Here is a 21,559-nt window from a genome sequence, read left to right on the forward strand (position 1 = left end):
CAGTCCTGCGACCCGGCCTGCGCCGCCGCGGCATAGAACTGATTGCCCATCCCATTGACCGTGATATGCCACAGATACAACACCGCCGTCGCCACCAGCAGCGCGGCAAGGACGGCGCGGTCGCGCAGGTTGATCACACCGAACAGTCAGCCATCCCGACCGTGAGCGGACCTGTGGGCCCGTCGTGAACCAGCTGTGCGCGGCTACCCGGCCGCCAGCCTGGTGACGGCCCCCAGCGGGATCGGCAGCCAATCCGGGCGGTAGCGGGCCTCGTAGCCCACCTCGTAAACCGCCTTGTCGAGCTCATACGCCGCCAACACCGCGGCCTGCTCGCGCGGGTCCGCGCCGGTGACGGCGGCATAGCCCGCGCAGAAGGTGGCGCACTGGGCGTCCACCCAGTCCCGCGCACCCCGTGCGGCGTAGTCATAGGACCGGAGCATTCCCGCGATATCGCGCAGGGCAGCGTCCGGGCGCCGGCGCTCGGCCAGCGGCTGCCCGGGCTCGCCCTCGAAATCGATGATCAGCCACGTGGTGGGTGTGCGCAGCACCTGCCCGAGGTGCAGGTCGCCGTGGATGCGCTGCACGGTCGACGGCGTATCGGTGAGCGCGCGGTAGCGCCCCTCGATCCGCGGGATGAACTCGCGCAGCTGCGGCACCGCGGCGGCCGTGGCATGCAGCCGCCGAACCCAGGTGTCGACGGGAAACGGCGCGGCCTCGGTGCCCAGCGTGGCCGCCAGCGCGGCGTGCACGGTGCCGACCGCCTCGCCGAGACTGCGTGACTCGGCCGTGAAATCCGCCCCCTCGCGGGCGGCAGCCAACGCCAGGTCCCAGCCGTCGGTCGAGCCGGCGGCGAAGGTGGTCAGCATGCCGAGTGCGTACGGGTCGGCGCCGGCGACCAATTCGTAACTGCCCAGCAACGGCGTCACATGCGGGTTACCGCTCAGCGCACGGGTCAGTTCGATATCCGGGTTGATACCGGGGATGACCCGGCGGAACACCTTGAGAATGGCTTGATCTGCGAACACCACGCTGGTGTTGGATTGTTCGGCGCCGAGCCGGCGGCCCACCCGGTCGGCCGGGAGCTCGGCGCCGGGTTCGCGGACGAAGGTGACCGGGCCGACCGATGCCGACGACGCGATCAGCTCCAGCAGGACACCGGCCGCGACGGGATCGGCCATCGCGTCGTAGCCGTCGCGTTCACCGTCGGATCCGATCCGCGCCGCGCCGTCACCGCTTCCCCATCGCACCGGCACCTGGTACTGCTCGGCGGACCCGTCGGTGTAGCCGGCCGTGAGCAGCGTCAGATCGAGGTCCGGTGCGAGGGCGACGACGTGCTCGGCCTCGACCGCGCGCAGTTCCCGGCCGCGACCCGAGTACCACCGCTGCCGCGGCAGCCAGGTGTCGAACGGAAGATTCACTCCTCGTTCGTACCCGACCGCCGTTGTTCGTACACACCCGCCGGTTCTGGGTATGGTGCCGACGTGGCTGACGCTGACCTATCCCCCGTCGCTTCGCTCGCCCCCGGCTCTACCCTGCGTGACCACGGCGACCCAGGCGATGCCCCGACCATCCCGCCGGCGCTGATACCCGTCGTCAACGCCAGCAGGCCGTCGGCGGCCGAGGAGGCCCGCACCATCGCCGCGTCCACCAACGCGGGCACGCTGGCCACCCTGACCGCCGAGGGTGACCCGTGGGCATCCTTCGTCACCTACGGGTTGGTCGGCGGCGCGCCGGTGCTGTGCGTGTCCAACCTCGCCGAGCATGGCCGCAACCTGGCCGGCGACCAGCGCGCCAGCATCGCGATCGTGGCGCCCGATCGGCCGGAGGATCCGCTGGCGTCGGGACGGATCACCCTGGCCGGGGTGGTCACCCGACCCACCGGCACCGAACTGGCGGCCGCCCGGCAGGCGCACCTGGACGCCGTGCCCGCGGCGAAGTACTACATCGACTACAGCGATTTCACGCTGTGGGTGCTTCAGGTGCGGCGGGTGCGTTGGGTCGGCGGTTACGGTCGGATGGATTCCACCAGCGCAGCGGACTACGCCGCGGCCCAACCCGATCCGGTGTCCCCGCACGCGGCCGGCGCCGTCGCGCACCTCAACGCCGACCATGCCGACGCGCTGACGGCCATCGCCCAGGCCCTCGGCGGTTACCCCGACGCCACCGCCGCCACCTGCACCGGCGCCGACCGTTACGGCCTCGACCTTCGGGTGCTCACTCCCCGCGGGATGGCCTACACCCGGGCCGGTTATCCCGAGCCGATCAATGCCATCGGCGAATTGCGTGCGGCGGCAGTGGAACTCACCCGCAGCGCCCGGCAGGGCTGATCGGCCTGATCAGGGTGCAATACGATTCGGGTATGCAGCGACCGGACACCTGGCAGGCAGCCTTCGAGCTGATCCGCACCCGCGCCCACGAGCGCCGCGAAGAGCCGTTCCGGCTGGTGAGCGGGCAGCTGAGCCACGACTACATCGACGGCAAATACGCCATCGACAACGGCGAGCGGCTCACCACCGTCAGTCGCGCGGTGGCCGACCTGGCCGCACTCAACGGGATCGAGTTCGACGCCGTCGGCGGCCTGACCATGGGCGCTGATCCGCTGGCGCACGGCATCGCGATGGTGACCGGCAAGGCCTGGTTCTCGGTGCGCAAGGAGCAGAAGCAGCGCGGCCGCGAGCAGTGGATCGAGGGCACCCGACTCTCACCCGGGGACCGGGTGCTGTTGGTCGATGACGTGATCAGCACCGGCGGCTCCACCAAGAAGGCGTACGACCGGGTGCTGGAGGCCGGCGTCACGGTGACCGGCGTGATCCCGATGGTGGACCGCGGTGACGTGGCGGCCGAAATGTTCGGCGGCCTCGGGGTGCCGTTCGTGGCGCTGGTCACCTACCAGGATCTGGGCATCGACCCGGTGTTGGCGGTCTAGAAGCGCAGATTGCGCAGCAGGTCGTACACGCCCGCGATCCACAGCAACAGCGGGATCACCGCGGCGATCGCGGCACCGTCGAGCAGCTCCAGGATGCGTTTGGTGACCGGCGAGACGCGGTGCACGTTGTCGGTGGCGCCGATGATGATCAGGGCGACCGCGGCGACCGCCACGTAGATGGCGAGCGCCAGCCACGCCGAATGCGGGTCCCACAGGCACAGCCGGATCATCACACCCGTCGGTACCACCACCGCGACCGCCAACAACGCCCAGGCACACCATCGTTCGGCGTACAGCCGGGACCGGAACCCGCTCACCGCGGCCACCAGGCCGGCCACGATCAGGCTGTGGATGAAGAAATGGCCCTGCTGCACCACCGCGATGGCACCGGCCGCCAAGACCACCGCACCGGCGGTGAGGAAGCCGTTGAGCAGTTGCTTGGACAGGTGGCTGCGCTCACTGAGCCGGGCCGCCGATTCGGGGACCGACGCGATGATCGCCTGCCAGGTCGGACTCTCCTCGTCGGCGGCGTCCGGGCTGGACACCGGGTCCAGCAACTCGTCGTTGGCCACCGTCTCGCCCGGCGCCGGGATGGGCGGCAGCGCGATCCGGGCCACGGCGACGGTCATCTTGGCCGCGTTGGTGACCACGATGAGCCCGAAGGCGATGGCGCCGGCGGGAACCCATTCCTGCGCGCCGTATCCGTAGGCGATGGCCGCCGCGGTCAGCGCGGTCGAACCCACCGCGAGGAAGGATGCCAGTTCGGCACGCCGGCGCGGACCGCCCCGGGTGGCCAACGCGTACAGCAGGACCACGCCGGCGGCGCCGGCGATCTGCGGCGCCCCGAGCCCATCGGCATCCCTGGGCAGCGGCACCGCCAGCGCGACCGCGCCCGCCAGCGCGGGCAGGGCCGCCACCAGCAGACTTTCGGCCGTGTCGAGGTTGCCGAAGCGGTTCTTCGACAGCAGGCTTCCGCCGAGCAGGCCCAACCCGAGCACGCCCAACGCCACCGACCACCACCAGCCGTGCCCGGATTGCGTCCACGCCACCAGTACCGTGATGACGACGACGGTCGAGACGACCGGAAGCGCAAGGCCGACAAAGCGATTGAGGGCGGTGCGGTCGAACACCGGTGACTCGTCGAGCACCGCGATGGCGTCGATGACGTCCTCGACCAGCGGCCGGTAGCGCTCGGTCCGGCTGACCGACACCAACGTCAGCAGCGATCCGTCCACCACACCCGCGTCATCGAGCGATTCGGTTCCCTTCAGCGGCGGGGCGCCCGGGCGCGCGAACGCCCATTCGCCCTGCGTCTTGAAGTCGAATCCGGCCAGCACGTCGGCGGGGGTGTCGTCGAGCAGGTCGGCGAGCACCGCGACGGTTTCGTCGATGTACGTCTCGATCGGGGCGGCGGCCGGCAGCACCAGGTCCGTCATCCGCCGCCCGGTCAGGATGGTGACGCGGGTGGTCGACGGACGACCCGGCGTCACACTCGACGATGCGGACGCGGGCGCAGCGGGGCCGGCTGACGTGGCGGTCAACGACGTTCGAGGCGGTCGAAGTCGTCGGACAGCGCGGCGGCAAGTTCGAGGACCCGGCGCTGGAACTCCTTGCCGAGCAGCTCCAGTTGGATCTCGGTGCCGGCGGCGATGTGCTTGTCCCACGGCAGGACCACCACCCGCCCGGGCGCGACGTGCCGTTCGAACTGCTGCACCAAGTCTTCGACGTCGATATTGGTCTTGCCCGGTGTCACGTGATTGATGACCACACAGGACCGGCCGAGCAGATCCTGGTAGCCATTTTGCCGAAGCCAGTCCATGGTGACGGCGGCTTGGCGGGCACCGTCGATGGAGGCGCTCGCGACGATCACCAGGCCGGAAACCGTGGACAGCACGGCACGCGAGGCCGGCTGGAACAGGCCGGCACCGCAGTCGGCCAGCACCAGGTTGTAGTAGCGCGAGACGATGCCGACCGCGCCCTGCCAATCCTCGTCGTTGAATTCACGCCGGGCGGCGCTGTACTCCTCCGACGACAGCACCTCGAGGTTCGCGCCGTTCATGCTGGTATAGGCGCGGATGTCGTTGTAACGCGCCAACTCCTTGTCGGACAACAGGTCCGAGATCGTCGCCGCCGACTGTCGGCCGGCCCGGTCGGCGAGGTTACCGCCGTCGGGGTCCGCGTCGATCGCGAGAATCCGGTCACCGCGCACCCGGCTGAGCGACGAACCGAGTGCCACCGTCACGGCGGTCTTGCCGACGCCGCCCTTGAGCCCGAACACACCGATCTGGTAGGAGTCCCTGGCATTGCGGCGGATTCGCGCATGCAGGTCCATCTCGTAGACCTCGTCGGGCGACAGCCCGAGGTTGATCCGGGTGCACAGGTACAACCAGTGCCGCCAGCCGCGCTGGGACGGCATCTTGACCGCGGTGCGCACCCCCACGTGCGACAGTGCGTCGATGGCGCGGTGATTGCCCATGGTGGCGGCCGAGGTCGGCGCCGGCTGGGCCGGGATGGGTTGACTCTGCGACCACACCGGTTCGGGTGTCTCGGCGAAATGCTGACTGGGCGCCGGGGCGGCGGCCCGCGGCGGCGGAGCCGGAGCCGGCCGCTGCTGCTCGTGCCGGGCGCCGGCGGCCTGGGCGGGCGGCGGCGTGCGCAGCATGCCGTTCTGGGCCCGCTGCGGGCCGGAGTGCTGCGCCGGCCGCATCTGCTGGGTGATCTCCGCCTCGCGCGGGGCCGGCACACCCGACGTCTGGGTCTGCGTGGGTGCGATCGGCATCGAGGGCGGGGTGACCTCTGTCGACCTGGGCGCAGACGCGTGGATCGGCATCGGCGGGGCGGCGGCCGGAGCCGTACCCTCGGTGTCGCTGCTGGCCTCACCGTCGGCGGGGCCGGCGGAATGGAAGAGCTTGCGACACACCACGAATCGCACCATCTTCTCACCGACGTCGCGTCGCCACCACCGGCCCTCCAGCGTGCGATCGGGGCGTGCCAGGGTGTCGGTCATCGCGGCCACCTCCGGGTGCGGGGCGCCGAACACGTCGAGGATGCCCTGCGCGGTGAGGTCGCGCGCGACCTGCTCCCACACGACGTCGCGCAGCTCCGGCTGCGGAATGTTCGGCCGGATGCCGAGCGCGATCGGGAAATCCACCAGATTGAGCCGGTCGGCGATCACCAGCATGCCGTCGATGGTGACCTCGACGGCGACGACATCGTCGTAATGGGTGGGTTCACCGTGCAGTGGGTACGAGCCGGTCATCACTGCACCCCCGGCAACTGCTGCTCCAGGAAATCGGCCGCGGCCCGGTCGGTGTGGTCGTACCGGGCGGCGGAATCGCGGAGCCGCTCGCTCATGCCTTGCGAGACCACCGCCATCCGCAGGCCGGCTTCGGCCCGGGCGGCCTTCACGGCCACCAGTGCGCCCACGGTCGCCGACGCGGCGGGGCCGTGGGTGACGTCCACCGCGGCCGGCGTCGGCTCGGGCAGCGCGGTGGCCGTGGTGAGCCGATGGCCGGCCAGCTGCTGGGCGGCTGCCAGCGCGTGCAGCCGCGCACTCACGACGTGCAGATCGTCGGACACGTTCCCCTACCTCCCCGTGGCAGATGGTCGCGCGGCAGCCTCCGGTACGCGCGTATCGCCTGCGTTCACCGTAGCGGTGCCGGAGCCCCCGGTACCACCGTCTTCCGCAGCCGGCTTCGTCAGCTGCTCGGGCACCGCGGCGTCGGGGCCCGCCGGTTCGGTCGGATCGCCCTCGTCATCGCCGGCCGCATCGGGTTCCTGGCGTGCGGCGGCGCCCTGCACGGCGGCTTGGACGACCGCCGCCACCGCCCCGCCGGCCGGGGCCGCCAGGGCGGTCAGCGGCGTGGTCAACGCGGCCGCCAGTGCCGGCCCCACCCCGGCGACACCGACCAGGCCCGCCAGTCCGGCCGCCGGATTCGGCTGATCCTGCACCTGCGCGGTCGCTCCGGCGGCCCGGGCGTCTTCGGCCGCTTCCGGGCCTTCGGGGGCCGGCGGGCCTCCGGCGCCGTCCGCGCCCGACCCGCCGGCCGGTCGCATCCGTGCCGGCGCACCGAGCTTGCCGCCCATGCCACCGAAGCCGGCCTCCCCGAGCACCGGGTTTTCGTGGTCCGGTCCGACCGATTCGGGCGGACCCCCGTATTCGGTACCGGGCAACTGCGCGGTGGCGGCGATGGCCTGATAACGGTCCACCAGGTCACGCAGCCGCATCGCGTTCACCGCGGCCTCCGTACGCATGTTCTTCAGCTCGCACTCGGCGGACTCCAGGGCCGTCTGGACCGCCGCGGATTCGACCACGATCTTGGCCGCCTCCCCGTACCGCGGCACCAACCCCAGCCATTGGGTGTACTGCGACAGCTCACCCAGCCAGTCGCAGAGCTCGTCGATCTTCTCGCGGTGATACGTCACCTGATACGCCTCACCGGCCAGCACCCGGTGCACCTCGTGATCGGCGTCGGCGATGGACTCCGTGCGCCCGCGTTGATCGAGATTCTGCCGCGTGTAGGCGTCCGAACCCGCTCCGGTCCAGTCGCCCGCCGGCATCGCCGACCCCAGCACCGTGTCGACGGCTCGGAACTGCTTGCCGGCCATACCGAACGCCTCCCCGTCGTCCGGGGTTCCCTCGCCGAGGGTCTGGCGCATGCGGGCGAGTAACCGTTGGCCGGCGACGAGGATGGTCGAGCCGGCCGCATCGAGCACGAACTCGCCGATGTCCCCGGCCCGCGACGGGGCCGTCGTCGGCGGGCCGGGTGGCGCGGGTCGCTTGCTCACCGTGCACCCCCCGGCCATCCGGCACGCCCGAATCTCACTTTGCCAACCCCATTCCGGTCCACCTCGATTCGGTGGCTGACCCTGCCACCGAAATCGACCCTAACAGCGCCGTCGCACCCTCGAGCGCACCAATTTCGGGGGCCGGCACACCGCGTTCCTGCAGTACAGGGTGCCTTTGCGGTCCGTCCGTCGCGCATGCACCGATAGCCCCGCCGGTATCGCGGCCCCCTTGTAGGTCGCCACCGACCGCCGGTGGGTAGTTTGCTGGCGGTGTGCGGACACCCGGCCCGCCGACGCCCGTGGTTGATACTGGTGCGGAAGACAGCTCGGGAGGAGGACCGCGGTGAGCGACCGCGACGACGCCCTGCGTCAGGAGCTCGGTTGGACCGGGCCGGAGGAAGCCGATTACGAGCCGCCCACCAAAGCGGTGCAGCAGCCGGCCCCGCCCGCACCCGTTCCGGCACGCCCGCCGGTCGATTTCGTGCCGCCCCAGCGGGAGGACCCCGTCGAGCAACCCCGGCCGGCGGGCTCCCTGCACCCACCGGTCCAGCACCACCGCACCGACGCCCTCGGTGACACCGGGCCGATCGCCGCGGTGCGCCACGACTGGCCCCCGCAGCCGGCCTCACCCCCGCCGCGACCGGGCCCCCCACCGCCCGGCCAGCCGGTGCACCAGCCCGTACGTCAAGGCCATCCGCAACCCGGCTCCCCCTGGCCGCCGCCCGGCCACCTACCACCGGGCCCGCAGTCCTATGCCGATCGCATTCCCGTCCGGGAGCTGGTCCCGAACCGACCTGCACCGCCGACGAGCGGCTGGCGTCGCATGGTGTACCGGCTCACCTTCGGACTGGTGAATCCCGGGCCCTCCCCCGACGAGATCCGCGCGGCCGAGCTCGAAGCCGGTATCCGCGGGGTACTGCGCGGGCATTACAAGATCGGCGTGATGGGCAAGGGCGGTGTCGGCAAGACGACCGTATCGGCAAGTGTCGGTTCGGTTTTCGCCGAACTGCGGCCCGACGACCGGGTGGTCGCCATCGACGCGGACACCGCGTTCGGCAAGCTGGGCGCCCGGGTGGACCCGCGCGCGGTCGGCTCCTACTGGGAGCTGGCCGCCGACCAGCACCTGGACACCTTCGCCGACATCCGCAACCGGGTGGGCAACAACGCCGCCGGGTTGTTCGTCCTGGCAGGCGAGTCCAGCCCGGCGCGGCGGCGGATTCTCGACCCGGCCATCTACCGGGAGGCCACCTCACGGCTGGACCGGTATTTCTCCATCTCGATCGTGGACTGCAGTTCCACCATGGACTCCCCGGTGACCCAGGAGGTGCTGCGGGACCTGGACGCCCTGATCGTGGTGTCCTCCCCGTGGGTCGACGGCGCGGCGGCCGCCGGGCAGACCATGGACTGGCTGGCCAGCCGCGGGCTGACCGGATTGTTGCAACGCACCGTCGTGGTGCTCAACGACTCCGACGGGCATTCGGACAAACGCACCCGCACCATCCTTGCCCAACAGTTCGCCGGGCAGGGGCAGACGGTGGTGGAGGTGCCGTTCGACGGCCGGATCCGGCCGGGGGGCGTGATCTCCGGCACCAGGGAGATGGCACCGCAGACCCGGCGCAGGTTCGTCGAGATCGCCGCCGCGCTGGCCGCGCACTTCCCCCGCACCGACGACCGCAATCGCGAGCGTTTCTGACCGGCGGTCAGTCCCAATCGATCGCGGCGACAAGCCGTTCCACCGCGACGGCGTCATCGCCGGGCACCTGCTGCTCGGCTTCGATCCGGGTGACGACGTCCTCGGGCACACCAGCGGCTTGGGCGGTCTCGGCGATGGTGAGGTTCGCCCGTCGGCGGGTGGCGTACAGCCGCTGCCCCAGGGTGGCGTCCGGCGCGGACGCCGCCCGCAGCGTGAGTTCGTCCATCAGGCTGCGCACCGTGCCCAGCGCCCGGATCAGCGGGGGTGTCACCTGGATGCGGGCCGCGCGGGCGGCCACCGCCTCGAGCTGACGCAGATCCGCCAGCACCCCGGTGGCCCGCGTGACGAAATCCGGATGGTCGGTGGCCGGCAGCGCCTCGATGGTGGACCCGAACGTGTTCGCCGCCGCGACGACGGCCTGTGCGATCAGCGGAACCTCGTCGGCGCCGGCGCGGCGCTCGGGGCCGGAGTCGACGGCGTCCCCGCGGCGTAGTCGCTCGATGGTTCCCGGCGGCCATTTCAGCACCGCCTCGAGCTTCGCCCTGGTCGATTCCCGCGGCCAGCTGCGACCCTTCTCGAACGCGATCAGGGCGCCGGCGTTGATGACGCCGTCGGCCGCCAGACTGCGCTGGCTGACGTTGAGTTCGCGCCGGCGCGCGGCCGCGGCGGCGCCGGCGCGCACCATGCCGGGGTCATCGCCAGGGCCGGGCTCGACCACGCGTAAGACCTCCCTGGACCCTGATTCGGTGCCGCATCGGTGCCGCAATAGTAGCGAAACCACGGCATCGCTATATCTAACCGCTACGCATCGCCGTTGCCCACAACGACTCAAACCGTAGCGCTGCGTCGCTTTTGCGTACGATTCGCGCCGCCATCGCCGGAAATCACCAGCAAAACCTCGCGCAGCGCCCTACCGGGGTGATCAACGGCCTCACCAAACTGTTGCATTGCTACGGTTAGTGCTCTACATTCGTCTGCATTGCGGCAGACACGCCGCCGACAGAGGAGACACCATGAACGCAATCGGCGCGGACGGTCTGCCCGTCGGCGACTGCACCCGGGACCCCGAACGCTGGACTTCGGCGGCCGACGAAGATGCCAAGACGATCTGCCGCATGTGCCCACGGCGTTGGGCCTGTGCCAGGGAGGCCTGCGAACTGCCGCGCGCCGAAGGGCTGTGGGCCGGCATCGTCATCCCGGAGAGCGGACGGGGCCGCACCTTCGCCCTGCGGCAGCTGCGCTCGCTCGCCGAACGCAACGGCTATCCCGTCCGCGCCCGCCGGCTCTATCTCGAGTCGGCCTGAGACCGGTCGCTCCCGCTGCCGTATTCGAGGGGCCGGTAGCGGGAGCGGCCTTCTCGGCCTCAGATCTCGGCCGCAGATCTTGGCTTCAGATCTTGGCTTCAGATCTTGGCGATGAAATCCGAGGTGTACGCCTCGGCCGGCTGCTGCGAGTGGTCACTGGGCCGCTCGATGGAAACCCAGGCTCCGGTGGCGCCCGGGTCGATGGCCGAGCGGATGGTCGCGTAGGCGTTGCCGGCGCCGTCGGTCTGCAGCGGCACCGGCGCGACGGCACAGTCGTTGGAGGCCCGCGGCATCTGGAACACCCGCACGAAGTACTGGGTGTCGGGACGGGCGGTGAGCAGTTCGACGTCGACGGCCAGGGTGTTGCCGTCGGTGTGCAGGTGCGCCAGCGGGCGGGCGTAACCGGTGGCCCAGGTCCGTTCGGCGGGCGTGTAATCGCAGGCACGCACCGTGCTGGTGAACGGCATGACGGTGGTGTCGGCGGCGGCGATACCGGCGGCCAGCGTTGTCAGCGCGACGCCCAGGCCGGCCGAAGCCAGAATCATCCGTCGCCTCATATGTCCTGACCCCCGCTGGTTACTTGCCGGTAATTTTAACGGTGCCGTCACCGCGCCGGGAGGTCCTGCCCTGGTGATGCTCCTCACCGGGCCCCACCCGGAATAGCCGGCGGGCCGATGCCGTTGAACCGTCCGACGGTGCCGGTCATGCCCCGGGTACCACATCAGAACTGTCGCTTCGAGCGACCACTTGCCGAGAGGCGACATGCCGGTGCCGTCCCCAAACTTCTCAACCCCGCACACCCGCCGGGACTACTGTTGAACCGTGAGCAACACCGACATCGCCCCGCGTGAACTGGACTGCGGCCCATCGCGATTCACCGGGGTGCTGCAGGCTCGCGAAGTCCCACTGGGCGGCCCGCGGGCCATGCTGGTGCGCCGCACCCTGCCCGCCAAGGAACGCTCCATGGTGGGTGCGTGGTGTTTCGCCGACCACTACGGCCCCCAAGAAGTGCGCGGCGGTCCAGGGATGGACGTCCCGCCGCACCCGCACACCGGATTACAAACCGTCAGTTGGCTTTTCAGTGGTGAGATCGAACATCGCGACAGCGCCGGGGTACACGCCATGGTCCGGCCCGGCGAACTCAATCTGATGACGGCCGGTGCGGGCATCTGCCATTCCGAAGTGTCGACCCCGGCCACCACCGTGCTGCACGGGGTTCAGCTCTGGGTCGCGCTACCGGAGTCCGCGCGGGACGGGGCGCGCGATTTCGCGCACTACGCACCCCCGGCGGTGGCGATCGACGGCGCCACGGTGCGGGTGTTCCTCGGAGCCCTCGTCGGACAGCGTTCGCCGGTGCACACCTTCACCCCGCTGCTCGGCGCCCAGCTCGACGTGGCGCCACGGGCAACGCTCGCGCTGGACGTCGATCCCACCTTCGAACACGGCGCCCTGCTCGACCGGGGCGACGTCGAGGTGGCCGGCACCCCACTGGCCGTGGCCGACCTCTGCTATCAATCGCCGGGCTGTGAGCGCCTGGAGATCGTCAACCGCGGCGACGCGCCGGCGCGACTCATCCTGCTCGGCGGTCCCCCGTTTCCGGAACGGCTGGTGATGTGGTGGAACTTCGTCGGCCGCAGCCATGAGGACATCGTCGCCTACCGGGAGGCCTGGCAGTCGGCCGCCGACCGGTTCGGCGCGGTGCAGGGCTACCGCGGTGCGGTCGGTCGACTACCCGCGCCCGTACTCCCCGGGATTAGGCTCAAACCTCGTGAGCGCTGAAGCACACGTGACGCCCGGCGACAACCGGTTCACCATCGCGCTGGACGGTCAGCGGGTCGGGCTCATCGACTTTTACGACCGCGACGGGGTACGGGTGTTCACCCACACCGAGATCGATCCCGCGTACGGCGGCCGCGGGCTGGGCACCCAGCTGGTAGCCGAGACCGTGGCGGCCACCCGCGCGGCGGGATTGCAGATCGAGTCGTATTGCTCGATGGTCACCCACTACCTGGCGAAGAACCCTTGAGCGTCAGGTCAGATACTGTGCGGTGCTGCCGCTGACCGGCATGTCGGGCATGCCCAGCTTGCGGTGATCCCAACTGCGCCGCCGCGACTCCCGCACGCGGACACAGATGCGGTTGTTCATCATCTGGTCCACAAAGGGTTTCATGTCGTCGGTGTACGGGCCGGTGTAGCGCTCCCACACGCTGATGCCGACGCGCAGGTTGGTTTCCGGGTCGTTGATGATCTCGGCGGTGCCGTCGATGGACACCCCGCGCAACGTGCCGTAGGTCAGCCCGTCCTCGATCATCACGGTGATGGTCGGATCGCGGCGCAGGTTCACCGCCTTCTGCGACTTGGCCTTGGTCTCGAACCAGATCTCGCCGTCGAGGACGGCGTACCACATGGCCACCAGGTGGGGCCGGCCGTTGGGCAGCACGGTCGCCATCGTGGCGGTGCGGCTGCGCTCGATGAACTCGGCGATCTCGTCGTCGCCCATCACGATCTTGGCGCGCTGATTCTCTCCCATGATCAATCCTTAGCAGGACTGCGATCGGGAACCCGGCACCGGGTGGGGCTCAGCGCATCGCCGTGGCCCGCAGCGTTTGTGCGGCGGCACCGAACATCGTCTGTTTGATGGCACCCAAGGTGCCCCGGTCCTTGCCGGCCAGCGGCCGCAGGATGTCCAGCGCGGCGCCGTCGACCGCGCCCTCGCCCGCGGTGGCATCGACGATCGCATAGCTCTGCGCGTCCGCACCGCCGAACCGGCGTCCGGTGGTCATCGACGCGACGGCTGCCTGCGGGGTGAGCTTGGCCTGGATCAGTGCCGCCATGCCGTCGGTGAAGGGGATCCGGATATCGGCCTCGGGGAAGCAGAAGAACCCGCGGTCGGCGCGCATCACCCGGAAGTCGTGTGCCATGGCCAGCATCGCGCCGGCGCCGAAGGCGTGCCCGACGATGGCGGCCGCGGTCGGGATGGGCAGCGTGAGTACCCGGGCCAGCAGGTCCTGCACCTGCCCGACGTACCACTGGGTGCGGTCGCCGTTGGCCATCAACCAGTCCAGGTCCAGACCGTTGGTGTAGAACTTGCCGGCTGCCGTGGTGAGCAGGCCGGCGGCACCGTCGGCGAGCACGGTGTCCAGATGTGCGTTGACAGTCTCGAGAAAGTCTGGGCTGAAACGGTTTTCGCCGTCACCGAGATTGAGCACCGCGATGTTGTCGGTGTACTCGAGAGTGGTCATGGCTGACGTCCTTTGCGTGTGATGGGTGGGGGTCCGATGTCGAGCACGGCGCGCACCGCAGCGCTCAGGTGCCGGCGGGCGGTGGCGCTGGCCAGCCGGTCTCGGGTCAGCAGGATCGCGGTCGGCAGGTCGACGACGCACTCGGTGATGGTGTCCGCGGCGGCCCGGTCCCGCCGCTGCCAGAGCCCGTCGGCCAGCCGCACCATGGTGGCGACCAACCGGTCCTGCAGCTCGAGCAGACGACGCGCCAGCTCGTCGGGCATCTCGGCATCCAGGATGTCCTCCCGCCGCACGGCGAGCACCAACCGGCAGGACGCCGGGTGCCGGTCGGACAGCACCCCGGGCGCCCCGGCGGCGGCGACCACGGCCTCCGTCGGGTCCGCGGCCCGTTCGATCAGGGCATCCTGCACCCGCAGGAATCGCTCACCGGCGCGTAACCAGGCCCGGCCCAGCAACTCCGAGCGGGACGAAAAGCTGTGGTACAGAGCCCCATTGGAGATACCCGCGGCCGCGGCCACCGCGCGCACCGTGACCGCGGCCGGACCGCGTTCGACGGCCAGGGTCTCGACGGCGTCCAGCACGGAGTCCGGGTCGTACACGCGGGGGCGGGGCACGACGCCACCATAACAGAGCATATGCTCTGTTATGGTTCCGGCACGGGGCTGTGGGTCTGCTGGGCAACCGGTAGCCTGCGGAGTATGCGGGGAACGTCATGAGTGCTGGCCTGTTCGGACTGCTCGACGACATCGCCGCATTGGCGCGGCTGGCGGCCGCGTCGATCGACGACATCGGCGCCGCCACCGGCAAGGCGACCGCGAAGGCAGCCGGCGTGGTCATCGACGACACCGCGGTGACTCCGCAGTACGTGCACGGCATCACCGCCGATCGCGAGTTGCCGATGATCAAGCGGATCGCGATCGGTTCGCTGCGCAACAAGCTGATCTTCATCCTCCCGGCGGCGCTGCTGCTCAGCCAGTTCGCGCCGTGGCTGCTCACCCCGATCCTGATGATCGGTGCCACCTATCTGTGCTTCGAGGGCGCCGAGAAGGTGCTCGGCCGTTTCCTGCACCACGGCAGCGCCGAGGACCAAGCCAGCGCCGCCGGAGCGGTCGACGAGAAGCAGATGACGGCCGGGGCCATCCGCACGGACTTCATCCTGTCGGCCGAGATCATGGTGATCGCGCTCAACGAGGTGGCACACCAGCCGTTCGTGCCGCGACTGATCATCCTGGTGATCGTCGCGCTGGTGATCACCGCGGCGGTGTACGGCGTCGTCGGGGTCATCGTGAAGATGGACGATGTGGGCCTGAGCCTGGCGCAGCGGCAGGGCCGCCTCGCGCAGAAGGTGGGCCGCGGTCTGGTCTCCGGGATGCCCAAGGTGCTGGCGGTGCTCTCGACGGTCGGCACGGTGGCGATGTTGTGGGTGGGTGGGCACATCCTGCTGACCGGTACCGATACCCTCGGCTGGCACGCGCCCTACGGCTTGGTGCACCACGCCGAGGACTTCGTGCATCACGCCGTCCAGGGCATCGGCGGGCTGCTGGCCTGGCTGACCAACACCGCCGCATCGGCGGTGGTGGGGTTCGTCGTCGGCGCCATCGTGGTGGGCGTCATCCACGTTCTGCCGTTCGGCAAGAAGAAGCACGACTGAACCGCCGCAGGCGTTCCCAGCGCTCGGCCGGGTGATCGGCGGCGCGGGGCGCTGGGGCTGGTGCGGCGACGACCGTCGCCGTCAGTACGGCACCGCGCTGAGCATCAGGTAGGCCAGGCACAGCAGCGCGTTGAGCGCCAGCAACGCGACCGCGATGAAGATCAGCAGGTGCACCACTTCGGCCCGGGCCCGCCGCATCGTCGCCTGGTGCCGCTGTTGTTCGATATCGAGCGCGGTGAGGGCGAAGCGGATATCGGTCACCTCGGCATCGGATGCGGCGGTGCCCGCGACCAGATCCCGGAGCCGGCCCGCCGTGATGGTGACGCCGACACCGGAGAACTGCCGACTCCAGTGCCGCGCCTGCCGTCTGCTCAGCGTCTGCGGCCGCCCGTACGCCCGGTGCGGAGCGACTCCCCATTCGCCGGCCCACACCGGGAATGACACCCATCCATGGTATTCCGATTTCGCCTGCGGGGGAACAACTTAACCGGCGGCAGTCACGACTCTCAGTTCGGCGATCGAGTCCTCGAGAACATCGTCGAACCGAGCATCCCCGTCGGCTCGGATCCACTGTTCGAACGCCACCTTGAACAGCGCGACGCCCACCTCGGCGGTGAGCCGTGCCGCGCGGTCGTCCAATCCGCGTGCCCGCAGCGCATCGGTGAGCGCGGTTGCCAGCGTCGCGAGCTTGATCAGTTCCCGTTCCCGCAGGCCGGGATTCGCGTCGATCACCGCCTGGCGCCGGCGGGCGCTGTCCCGCCGTGCACCGATGATCGCGCCGGCCGCGCGCACTGCCGCACTCACCACATCGATCAGGGAGGCCTCCGGCGCCGCCTCAGCCACCGCGGCGACCATCGACGCCGTGAGGGTTGCCTGCCCGGAGAACAGCACCTCGCGTTTGTCGGTGAAATGGCGGAAGAAGGTGCGCTCGGTCAGGCCGGCGCGGTCGGCGATCTCGGCAACCGTCGTCGCGTCGAACCCCTGGGCGGCATAGAGCTCCAGGGCCGCCTTTTCCAGACGGCCCCTGGCATCGGGCTGCCACCGGCTCACGCCCGAATCCTAGCCCGCGGGAATGACAGCGACTGTCATGGGGTTACCAGTGATGACAGCTACTGACATCACTGGAGGTTCGCATGCATGTCTTCGTCACCGGGGCATCCGGATTCATCGGATCGGCCGTGGTCGCCGAACTCCTGGCCGCCGGCCACGAGGTGACCGGGCTGGCCCGCTCACCGGAATCGGCCGAGGCCATCAGCGCCGCGGGCGCCGTGCCCCATCGCGGCGATCTCGCGGATCCGGCTGGCCTGCGGGCGGCCGCCGACACCGCCGACGCGGTGGCACACCTGGCGTTCCATCATGATTTCACCGACTATGCCCGCGCCGGTGAGCTCGATCGACAAGCCATCGCCGCCTTCGGAGAGGCACTCTCCGGATCGAACCGGCCACTGCTGGTCACCTCCGGGCTCGCGGCGCTGGGCGCCGGCGATCTCATCACCGAATCGGACGCCGCGGTCCCCGGCGCGCCCCGACAGTCCGAGGCGGCCGCGCTCGGGTACGCCGAACGCGGAGTTCGGGTCGTCGCGATCCGGCTGTCCCCGACCGTGCACGGGAAGGGCGACCATGGCTTCGTACCGCGACTCATCGAGATCGCCCGCGAAACCGGCGTTGCCGCCTACCCGGGCGACGGCGCCAACCGGTGGTCGGCGGTGCACCGCCTGGACGCCGCTCGGCTGTTCCGGCTCGCCCTCGAGCAGCCGACGGGCGCACCGGCCGGCAGCATCCTGCACGGGGTGGCCGAGGAGGGCATCGCCAGCCGTGTCATCGCCGAGTCGATCGGCGCCGGGCTCGGCCTGCCGGTGCGGTCCGGACAGCCCGAGCACTTCGGCTGGCTCGGCGCCTTCTTCGCCTTGGACATGGCCGCCTCCAGCACCCAGACCCGAAAGAACTTGGGCTGGAAGCCGACCGAGGTCGGACTGCTCGAGGATCTGGCCCAGGGCCACTACTTCGGCTGACCCGGAGAACGGACCAGGCCGGTCCCGTCGCACGTGCCGACATTCGGCACGTGCGGGGACCGGCCTGGCTCGAGAGGGCTGCCGTCAGAACAGATCCGCGTTGGCCACCTTGGTCCACGCGGCGACGAAGTCCTTGACGAACTTCTCCTTGGCGTCGTCCTCGGCGTACACCTCCACCAGGGCCCGCAGTTGCGAGTTCGACCCGAACAGCAGGTCGACACGGCTGGCGGTCCACTTCTGCGTACCGGTGGCCCGGTCGGTGCCGACGTAGGTGCCGTCGTCGGCCGGGGACGGCGCCCACTTGGTGCTCATGTCCAGCAGGTTGACGAAGAAGTCGGTGGTCAGCTGGCCGGGCTTGTCGGTCAGCACACCGAGATCGCTGCCCTGGTAGTTGGCGCCCAGCACCCGCAGCCCGCCGATCAGCACGGTCATCTCCGGACCGGACAGGTTCAACTGATTGGCCCGGTCGATGAGCACGTACTCCGGCGGCAACGGCAAACCCTTGCCCGCGTAGTTGCGGAATCCGTCGGCCTTGGGCTCCAGGTAGGAGAACGACTCGACGTCGGTCTGCTCCTGGGTCGCATCACCACGACCCGAGGTGAAGGGCACTGCGACATCGAATCCGGCTGCCTTGATGGCCTTTTCGAGACCCACCACACCGCCGAGCACCACCAGGTCCGCGAACGACACGGGCACCCCGGCGGATGCCTGGATCTCCTCCAGCTTGCCGATCACCAGCGACAGTTCCTCGGTCTCGTTGGCCTCCCAACCCAACTGCGGCTGCAGCCGGATGCGGCCGCCGTTGGCGCCGCCGCGCATATCGCTGTGCCGGTACGACGCGGCCGCCTTCCAGGCCGTCGACACCAACTGCTGCACCGTCAAGCCGGATTCGGCGATGGCCGTCTTCAGCGTCGCGACGTCGGCGTCGCTCAGCGGCGTGCCCTCCGGCACGATGTCCTGCCAGAGCCAGGTCTCCTTGGGCACCAGCGGACCGAGGTAACGCTTCACCGGGCCGAGGTCGCGATGCAACAACTTGAACCACGCCTTGGCGAACGCGTCGGCCAGCTCCTCCGGGTGGTCCAGCCAGCGCCGGGTGATGGCGCCGTAGATCGGATCCATCCGCATCGAGAGGTCGGTCGTCAGCATGGCCGGGTGCGTCTTGCCGTTGCCCTGGGCCATCGGTACCGAGTTGGCCCAGCCGCCGTCCTTGGGCCGCCACTGGTTGGCACCCGCGGGGCTCTTGAACAGCTCCCATTCGTTGCCGTAGAGGATCTCCAGGAAGGAGTTGTCCCACTTGGTGGGGGTGTGGGTCCAGGTCACCTCGAGGCCGCTGCTGACGGTCTCGTTACCGACACCCGAGTTGGCCCAGCCCAGGCCCTGCATCTCCAGCGGTGCGGCCTCGGGCTCCACGCCGTTCTCCACCTCGGTGGCGCCGTGCGTCTTGCCGAAGGTGTGGCCGCCGACGATCAGTGCGGCGGTCTCCTCGTCGTTCATCGCCATCCGGCCGAAGGTTTCGCGGATGTCGATGGCCGCGGCGACCGGGTCCGGGTTACCTTCCGGGCCTTCGGGATTCACATAGATCAGACCCATGTGGCTGGCACCCAGCGGGTTCTCCAGCTTGGTCCGGTCCTTGCCCGCACCGGCGTAGCGGTCCTGCGAGCCCAGCCACTCGTGCTCGGCGCCCCAGTAGATGTCCTCCTCGGGCTCCCAGTAGTCCGGGCGCCCGAACGCGAAGCCGGCGGTCTTGAAGCCCATGTGCTCCAGGGCGCGGTTGCCCGCGTACACGAGCAGGTCGGACCAGGACAGCTTCTTGCCGTACTTCTTCTTGACCGGCCAGAGCAGGCGGCGGGCCTTGTCCAGGCTGACGTTGTCGGGCCAGCTGTTCAGCGGCGCGAAGCGCTGCATGCCCTTGCCGCCACCACCGCGGCCGTCTGCGACGCGGTAGGTGCCTGCGGCGTGCCAGGACATCCGGATGAAGAACGGGCCGTAGTGCCCGAAGTCGGCGGGCCACCAGTCCTGCGAGTCGGTCATCACGGCGTCGACGTCGGCGGCGAGCTGGTCGAAGTCCAGCGTCTGCACGGCTGCGGCGTAGTCGAAGTCGGGATCGAGGGGGTTGATGACGTCGGGATCCTTCTGCAGGATCTTCAGATTCACCGCATTGGGCCACCAGTCCCGGTTGCTGCCGCCCTCGACGGGCGGCTTGATGCGCATCGGACAACCGCTTTCGACGGGCTCCGTCTGGGCTTCACCGATGGGTGGGGACGTTTCGGACATGTCGATCCTTTCCGGGGCTGTCGGACTGGGTGGAGATGATCAAACTGGCTGTGCCAGAGCACAATCGGGGCACACGCCCCAGTAGATGACCTCGGCCTGCTCGATTGCGAAGCCGAGATCGTCGGACGCCGTCAGGCAGGGTGCCTCGCCGACCGCGCAATCGACGTCGGCGATCACACCACACACTCGGCACACCACGTGGTGGTGGTTGTCCCCGACCCGGGACTCGTAACGAGCCACGGAACCGGAAGGCTGGATTCGGCGCACCAGACCCGCCGCGGTCAGGGCATTGAGCGCGTCGTACACCGTCTGATGCGATACATCCGGCAGGTCCGCCCGCACCGCACGGATCACCGTGTCGGTGTCGGCGTGTGGATGACCGTGCACGGCGGTCAGCACCGCCACCCGAGGACGGGTTACGCGCAGAGCGGCTTCCCGCAGCATCTGCTGGAATTCCTCTGCCGTACCCACGCTGACGAGTCTCACCCGTTATCTGGAATTAGTCAAGAAAAAGGTTGGTGTGTGTTCGATGACGTGTGGGCAAAGCGAAAGCCCCGGCCATCGGCCGGGGCTTTCGGGTCGAACTCGGGTCTCAGTGCGTCATGCGGTGCGACGAACCTCCGCGGATCGCCACGTACACCGCGATCAGGCCGGCCGCGACGGCCACTCCGACAACGAACGGGATGACCTCCCAACCGCCGTTGGCGTTGCTGTAACCGAACTGATAGGTGAGCCAGCTGCCGATGAGTGAGCCCAAGGCGCCGAGCACGATCGTCATGAGGATGCCGATGTCCTGCCTGCCCGGCATGACAAGCCGAGCCAGGACGCCGATGATCAGCCCCACGACGAGAGCGCTGATGATGGTCCCGATCATGGTCCTACTCCTGTTCGTACGGTGCACCCCGGTGGCGCGCGTACATCGGGATTGCCCGCTGGAAGCGGACTTCAAACCGGTCCGCCGGCGGACCCGTCGCCGTCGAGTGGCTTGCGCTCGGTCAAACGCGCGGCGATCTCCTTCACCGGGGTGTTGGACTCCTGCGACACCCGGCGCAACAGTTCGAAGGCGCGCATGGCGTCGACGTCGAAACGTTCCATGAGAATGCCTTTGGCCTGGCCGATCAGGTCCCGGCTGGCCAGGGCCGACTCGAACTGTTGCTGTCGATTGACCGCCACCAGGGCGACGGCCGCATGAGTGGCGAGCATGGCGCCCAGGGCCTCCGGTTCGGCCGTGAACGACCCCGTACCGAACCCGAAGAGGTTCAGCGCGCCGCTGTCGACGCCCACGGTGTACAGCCGGAACGACATCACGCTGCGCACCCCGGCCGACAGCGCGATCTCGCTGAATCGCGGCCACCGCCCGTCGTGGCGCAGGTCGTTGCACCGCACGATGACGTCACGCTCGGCGGCGTCCACGCAGGGCCCCTCGCCGGTTTCGCGTTGCGCGCGGTCCAGCGTCCTGGCGATATCCGAAGTTGCTGCCACCGAGTTGAACTCGCCATTTTCGATGAGCAGGATGCCGGCACAGTCGACGCCGTCGATCATGGCGACCGCGGCCTCGGTCAGCTCCGACAGCGTCTCGGCGACCGGCTTGCGCCCGTCCACGGCGTTACCCGCCAGATCGGCCATGGCAGCAGCCAGCGCGTCGTCGTAGCTGTGCGTCATCTGCACA

The 21,559-nt window shown here is 69.7% G+C and carries 24 protein-coding genes; 8 read left to right on the forward strand and 16 right to left on the reverse strand.

Annotation, left to right across the window (positions count from 1 at the left end; translation table 11 throughout):
* Positions 1-203: 203 nt before the first annotated feature.
* The gene (locus tag AWB94_RS29800; protein WP_062658406.1) at positions 204-1,418 is read right to left on the reverse strand and encodes a maltokinase N-terminal cap-like domain-containing protein; all 1,215 of its coding nucleotides are present in this window, start codon (positions 1,416-1,418) and stop codon (positions 204-206) included.
* Between the two features lie 63 nt (positions 1,419-1,481).
* Here AWB94_RS29800 and AWB94_RS29805 point away from each other — a divergent pair, with 63 nt between their 5' ends.
* Positions 1,482-2,327: a HugZ family pyridoxamine 5'-phosphate oxidase gene (locus AWB94_RS29805; RefSeq protein WP_234811934.1), complete on the forward strand. Its 846-nt coding sequence runs from the start codon at positions 1,482-1,484 to the stop codon at positions 2,325-2,327.
* Positions 2,328-2,359: 32 nt separating this feature from the next.
* Entirely contained in the window at positions 2,360-2,926 is a 567-nt protein-coding gene (locus tag AWB94_RS29810) for an orotate phosphoribosyltransferase (protein ID WP_062658405.1), read from the forward strand.
* Here the strand turns inward: AWB94_RS29810 and eccD are convergent.
* The 4 genes from eccD to AWB94_RS29830 are packed head-to-tail and all read right to left on the reverse strand — an operon-like array spanning position 2,923 to position 7,714.
* Positions 2,923-4,467, reverse strand: coding sequence for a type VII secretion integral membrane protein EccD (eccD, locus tag AWB94_RS29815; protein WP_084395351.1), 1,545 nt, complete (start codon positions 4,465-4,467; stop codon positions 2,923-2,925). The two genes, AWB94_RS29810 and eccD, sit on opposite strands and share 4 nt — an antisense overlap.
* Positions 4,464-6,185: an ESX secretion-associated protein EspG gene (locus AWB94_RS29820; RefSeq protein ID WP_109762448.1), complete on the reverse strand. Its 1,722-nt coding sequence runs from the start codon at positions 6,183-6,185 to the stop codon at positions 4,464-4,466. Before AWB94_RS29820 ends, eccD begins: the two co-directional genes overlap by 4 nt.
* On the reverse strand, positions 6,185-6,505 hold the full coding sequence (locus tag AWB94_RS29825) for a type VII secretion target (protein WP_062658403.1): 321 nt from the start codon (positions 6,503-6,505) through the stop codon (positions 6,185-6,187). The genes AWB94_RS29820 and AWB94_RS29825 overlap by 1 nt, the downstream gene beginning before the upstream one ends.
* 6 nt (positions 6,506-6,511) lie before the next feature.
* Complete coding sequence (locus tag AWB94_RS29830; protein WP_131805367.1) at positions 6,512-7,714, reverse strand: EspA/EspE family type VII secretion system effector; 1,203 nt, start codon at positions 7,712-7,714, stop codon at positions 6,512-6,514.
* 343 nt (positions 7,715-8,057) lie between these two features.
* Between AWB94_RS29830 and AWB94_RS29835 the strand changes: the two genes are divergently transcribed.
* A complete protein-coding gene (locus AWB94_RS29835; protein WP_062658401.1) occupies positions 8,058-9,407 on the forward strand; it encodes a MinD/ParA family ATP-binding protein in 1,350 nt (449 codons plus the stop codon).
* A gap of 7 nt (positions 9,408-9,414) precedes the next feature.
* Here the strand turns inward: AWB94_RS29835 and AWB94_RS29840 are convergent, their stop codons facing one another.
* Positions 9,415-10,092 (reverse strand): helix-turn-helix domain-containing protein, encoded by a 678-nt coding sequence (locus AWB94_RS29840; RefSeq protein ID WP_062658419.1) that lies wholly within the window; start codon positions 10,090-10,092, stop codon positions 9,415-9,417.
* A gap of 328 nt (positions 10,093-10,420) precedes the next feature.
* On the opposite strand from AWB94_RS29840, the gene AWB94_RS29845 reads away from it, so the two are divergent.
* A complete protein-coding gene (locus AWB94_RS29845) occupies positions 10,421-10,711 on the forward strand; it encodes a WhiB family transcriptional regulator (RefSeq protein WP_024455448.1) in 291 nt (96 codons plus the stop codon).
* Between the two features lie 98 nt (positions 10,712-10,809).
* Here AWB94_RS29845 and AWB94_RS29850 read toward each other — a convergent pair whose 3' ends face one another.
* Entirely contained in the window at positions 10,810-11,256 is a 447-nt protein-coding gene (locus AWB94_RS29850; RefSeq protein WP_062658400.1) for a hypothetical protein, read from the reverse strand.
* 277 nt (positions 11,257-11,533) lie between these two features.
* Here AWB94_RS29850 and AWB94_RS29855 point away from each other — a divergent pair, with 277 nt between their 5' ends.
* Both AWB94_RS29855 and AWB94_RS29860 read left to right on the forward strand, forming a co-directional pair.
* Positions 11,534-12,490, forward strand: a complete 957-nt coding sequence (locus AWB94_RS29855; protein ID WP_062658399.1) for a pirin family protein — start codon at positions 11,534-11,536, stop codon at positions 12,488-12,490.
* Positions 12,480-12,737, forward strand: a complete 258-nt coding sequence (locus tag AWB94_RS29860; RefSeq protein ID WP_062658398.1) for a GNAT family N-acetyltransferase — start codon at positions 12,480-12,482, stop codon at positions 12,735-12,737. Before AWB94_RS29855 ends, AWB94_RS29860 begins: the two co-directional genes overlap by 11 nt.
* Before the next feature lie 3 nt (positions 12,738-12,740).
* Here AWB94_RS29860 and AWB94_RS29865 read toward each other — a convergent pair whose 3' ends face one another.
* The 3 genes from AWB94_RS29865 to AWB94_RS29875 are packed head-to-tail and all read right to left on the reverse strand — an operon-like array spanning position 12,741 to position 14,567.
* Complete coding sequence (locus AWB94_RS29865) at positions 12,741-13,241, reverse strand: pyridoxamine 5'-phosphate oxidase family protein (protein ID WP_062658397.1); 501 nt, start codon at positions 13,239-13,241, stop codon at positions 12,741-12,743.
* 49 nt (positions 13,242-13,290) lie between these two features.
* On the reverse strand, positions 13,291-13,953 hold the full coding sequence (locus AWB94_RS29870) for an enoyl-CoA hydratase-related protein (protein WP_062658396.1): 663 nt from the start codon (positions 13,951-13,953) through the stop codon (positions 13,291-13,293).
* Positions 13,950-14,567 (reverse strand): TetR family transcriptional regulator, encoded by a 618-nt coding sequence (locus AWB94_RS29875; protein WP_062658418.1) that lies wholly within the window; start codon positions 14,565-14,567, stop codon positions 13,950-13,952. Before AWB94_RS29875 ends, AWB94_RS29870 begins: the two co-directional genes overlap by 4 nt.
* Before the next feature lie 98 nt (positions 14,568-14,665).
* Here AWB94_RS29875 and AWB94_RS29880 point away from each other — a divergent pair, with 98 nt between their 5' ends.
* Complete coding sequence (locus AWB94_RS29880; protein ID WP_062658395.1) at positions 14,666-15,604, forward strand: DUF808 domain-containing protein; 939 nt, start codon at positions 14,666-14,668, stop codon at positions 15,602-15,604.
* Positions 15,605-15,685: 81 nt separating this feature from the next.
* Here the strand turns inward: AWB94_RS29880 and AWB94_RS29885 are convergent, their stop codons facing one another.
* Both AWB94_RS29885 and AWB94_RS29890 read right to left on the reverse strand, forming a co-directional pair.
* The gene (locus AWB94_RS29885) at positions 15,686-16,048 is read right to left on the reverse strand and encodes a hypothetical protein (protein ID WP_064961352.1); all 363 of its coding nucleotides are present in this window, start codon (positions 16,046-16,048) and stop codon (positions 15,686-15,688) included.
* A 39-nt stretch (positions 16,049-16,087) separates the two neighbouring features.
* Positions 16,088-16,654, reverse strand: a complete 567-nt coding sequence (locus AWB94_RS29890; RefSeq protein ID WP_062658393.1) for a TetR family transcriptional regulator — start codon at positions 16,652-16,654, stop codon at positions 16,088-16,090.
* Positions 16,655-16,737: 83 nt separating this feature from the next.
* Here AWB94_RS29890 and AWB94_RS29895 point away from each other — a divergent pair, with 83 nt between their 5' ends.
* The gene (locus AWB94_RS29895; RefSeq protein ID WP_062658392.1) at positions 16,738-17,616 is read left to right on the forward strand and encodes an SDR family oxidoreductase; all 879 of its coding nucleotides are present in this window, start codon (positions 16,738-16,740) and stop codon (positions 17,614-17,616) included.
* A gap of 84 nt (positions 17,617-17,700) precedes the next feature.
* Here the strand turns inward: AWB94_RS29895 and katG are convergent, their stop codons facing one another.
* The 4 genes from katG to AWB94_RS29915 all read right to left on the reverse strand — a co-directional run bounded on the left by katG (position 17,701) and on the right by AWB94_RS29915 (position 21,552).
* The gene (katG, locus tag AWB94_RS29900; RefSeq protein ID WP_062658391.1) at positions 17,701-19,890 is read right to left on the reverse strand and encodes a catalase/peroxidase HPI; all 2,190 of its coding nucleotides are present in this window, start codon (positions 19,888-19,890) and stop codon (positions 17,701-17,703) included.
* Positions 19,891-19,929: 39 nt separating this feature from the next.
* Entirely contained in the window at positions 19,930-20,334 is a 405-nt protein-coding gene (locus AWB94_RS29905) for a Fur family transcriptional regulator (RefSeq protein ID WP_062658417.1), read from the reverse strand.
* Between the two features lie 148 nt (positions 20,335-20,482).
* Positions 20,483-20,764, reverse strand: coding sequence for a GlsB/YeaQ/YmgE family stress response membrane protein (locus tag AWB94_RS29910; RefSeq protein ID WP_024455462.1), 282 nt, complete (start codon positions 20,762-20,764; stop codon positions 20,483-20,485).
* Between the two features lie 71 nt (positions 20,765-20,835).
* Positions 20,836-21,552 carry a GAF and ANTAR domain-containing protein gene (locus tag AWB94_RS29915; RefSeq protein WP_062658390.1) on the reverse strand — a complete coding sequence of 239 codons (717 nt, stop codon included), beginning with the start codon at positions 21,550-21,552 and terminating at the stop codon, positions 20,836-20,838.
* Positions 21,553-21,559 lie beyond the last annotated feature (7 nt).

It is taken from the genome of Mycolicibacterium canariasense (assembly GCF_002101555.1).
Classification (GTDB): domain Bacteria; phylum Actinomycetota; class Actinomycetes; order Mycobacteriales; family Mycobacteriaceae; genus Mycobacterium; species Mycobacterium canariasense.

Coding starts and splice junctions, on each gene's coding strand:
- AWB94_RS29810 (WP_062658405.1), top strand. CDS start 2,360: ATGCAGCGACCGGACACCTGGCAGGCAGCCTTCGAGCTGATCCGCACC.
- AWB94_RS29820 (WP_109762448.1), bottom strand. CDS start 6,185: ATGACCGGCTCGTACCCACTGCACGGTGAACCCACCCATTACGACGAT.
- AWB94_RS29840 (WP_062658419.1), bottom strand. CDS start 10,092: ATGGTGCGCGCCGGCGCCGCCGCGGCCGCGCGCCGGCGCGAACTCAAC.
- AWB94_RS29845 (WP_024455448.1), top strand. CDS start 10,421: ATGAACGCAATCGGCGCGGACGGTCTGCCCGTCGGCGACTGCACCCGG.
- AWB94_RS29850 (WP_062658400.1), bottom strand. CDS start 11,256: ATGATTCTGGCTTCGGCCGGCCTGGGCGTCGCGCTGACAACGCTGGCC.
- AWB94_RS29865 (WP_062658397.1), bottom strand. CDS start 13,241: ATGGGAGAGAATCAGCGCGCCAAGATCGTGATGGGCGACGACGAGATC.
- AWB94_RS29870 (WP_062658396.1), bottom strand. CDS start 13,953: ATGACCACTCTCGAGTACACCGACAACATCGCGGTGCTCAATCTCGGT.
- AWB94_RS29880 (WP_062658395.1), top strand. CDS start 14,666: ATGAGTGCTGGCCTGTTCGGACTGCTCGACGACATCGCCGCATTGGCG.
- AWB94_RS29895 (WP_062658392.1), top strand. CDS start 16,738: ATGCATGTCTTCGTCACCGGGGCATCCGGATTCATCGGATCGGCCGTG.
- katG (WP_062658391.1), bottom strand. CDS start 19,890: ATGTCCGAAACGTCCCCACCCATCGGTGAAGCCCAGACGGAGCCCGTC.
- AWB94_RS29905 (WP_062658417.1), bottom strand. CDS start 20,334: ATGCTGCGGGAAGCCGCTCTGCGCGTAACCCGTCCTCGGGTGGCGGTG.
- AWB94_RS29910 (WP_024455462.1), bottom strand. CDS start 20,764: ATGATCGGGACCATCATCAGCGCTCTCGTCGTGGGGCTGATCATCGGC.
- AWB94_RS29915 (WP_062658390.1), bottom strand. CDS start 21,552: ATGACGCACAGCTACGACGACGCGCTGGCTGCTGCCATGGCCGATCTG.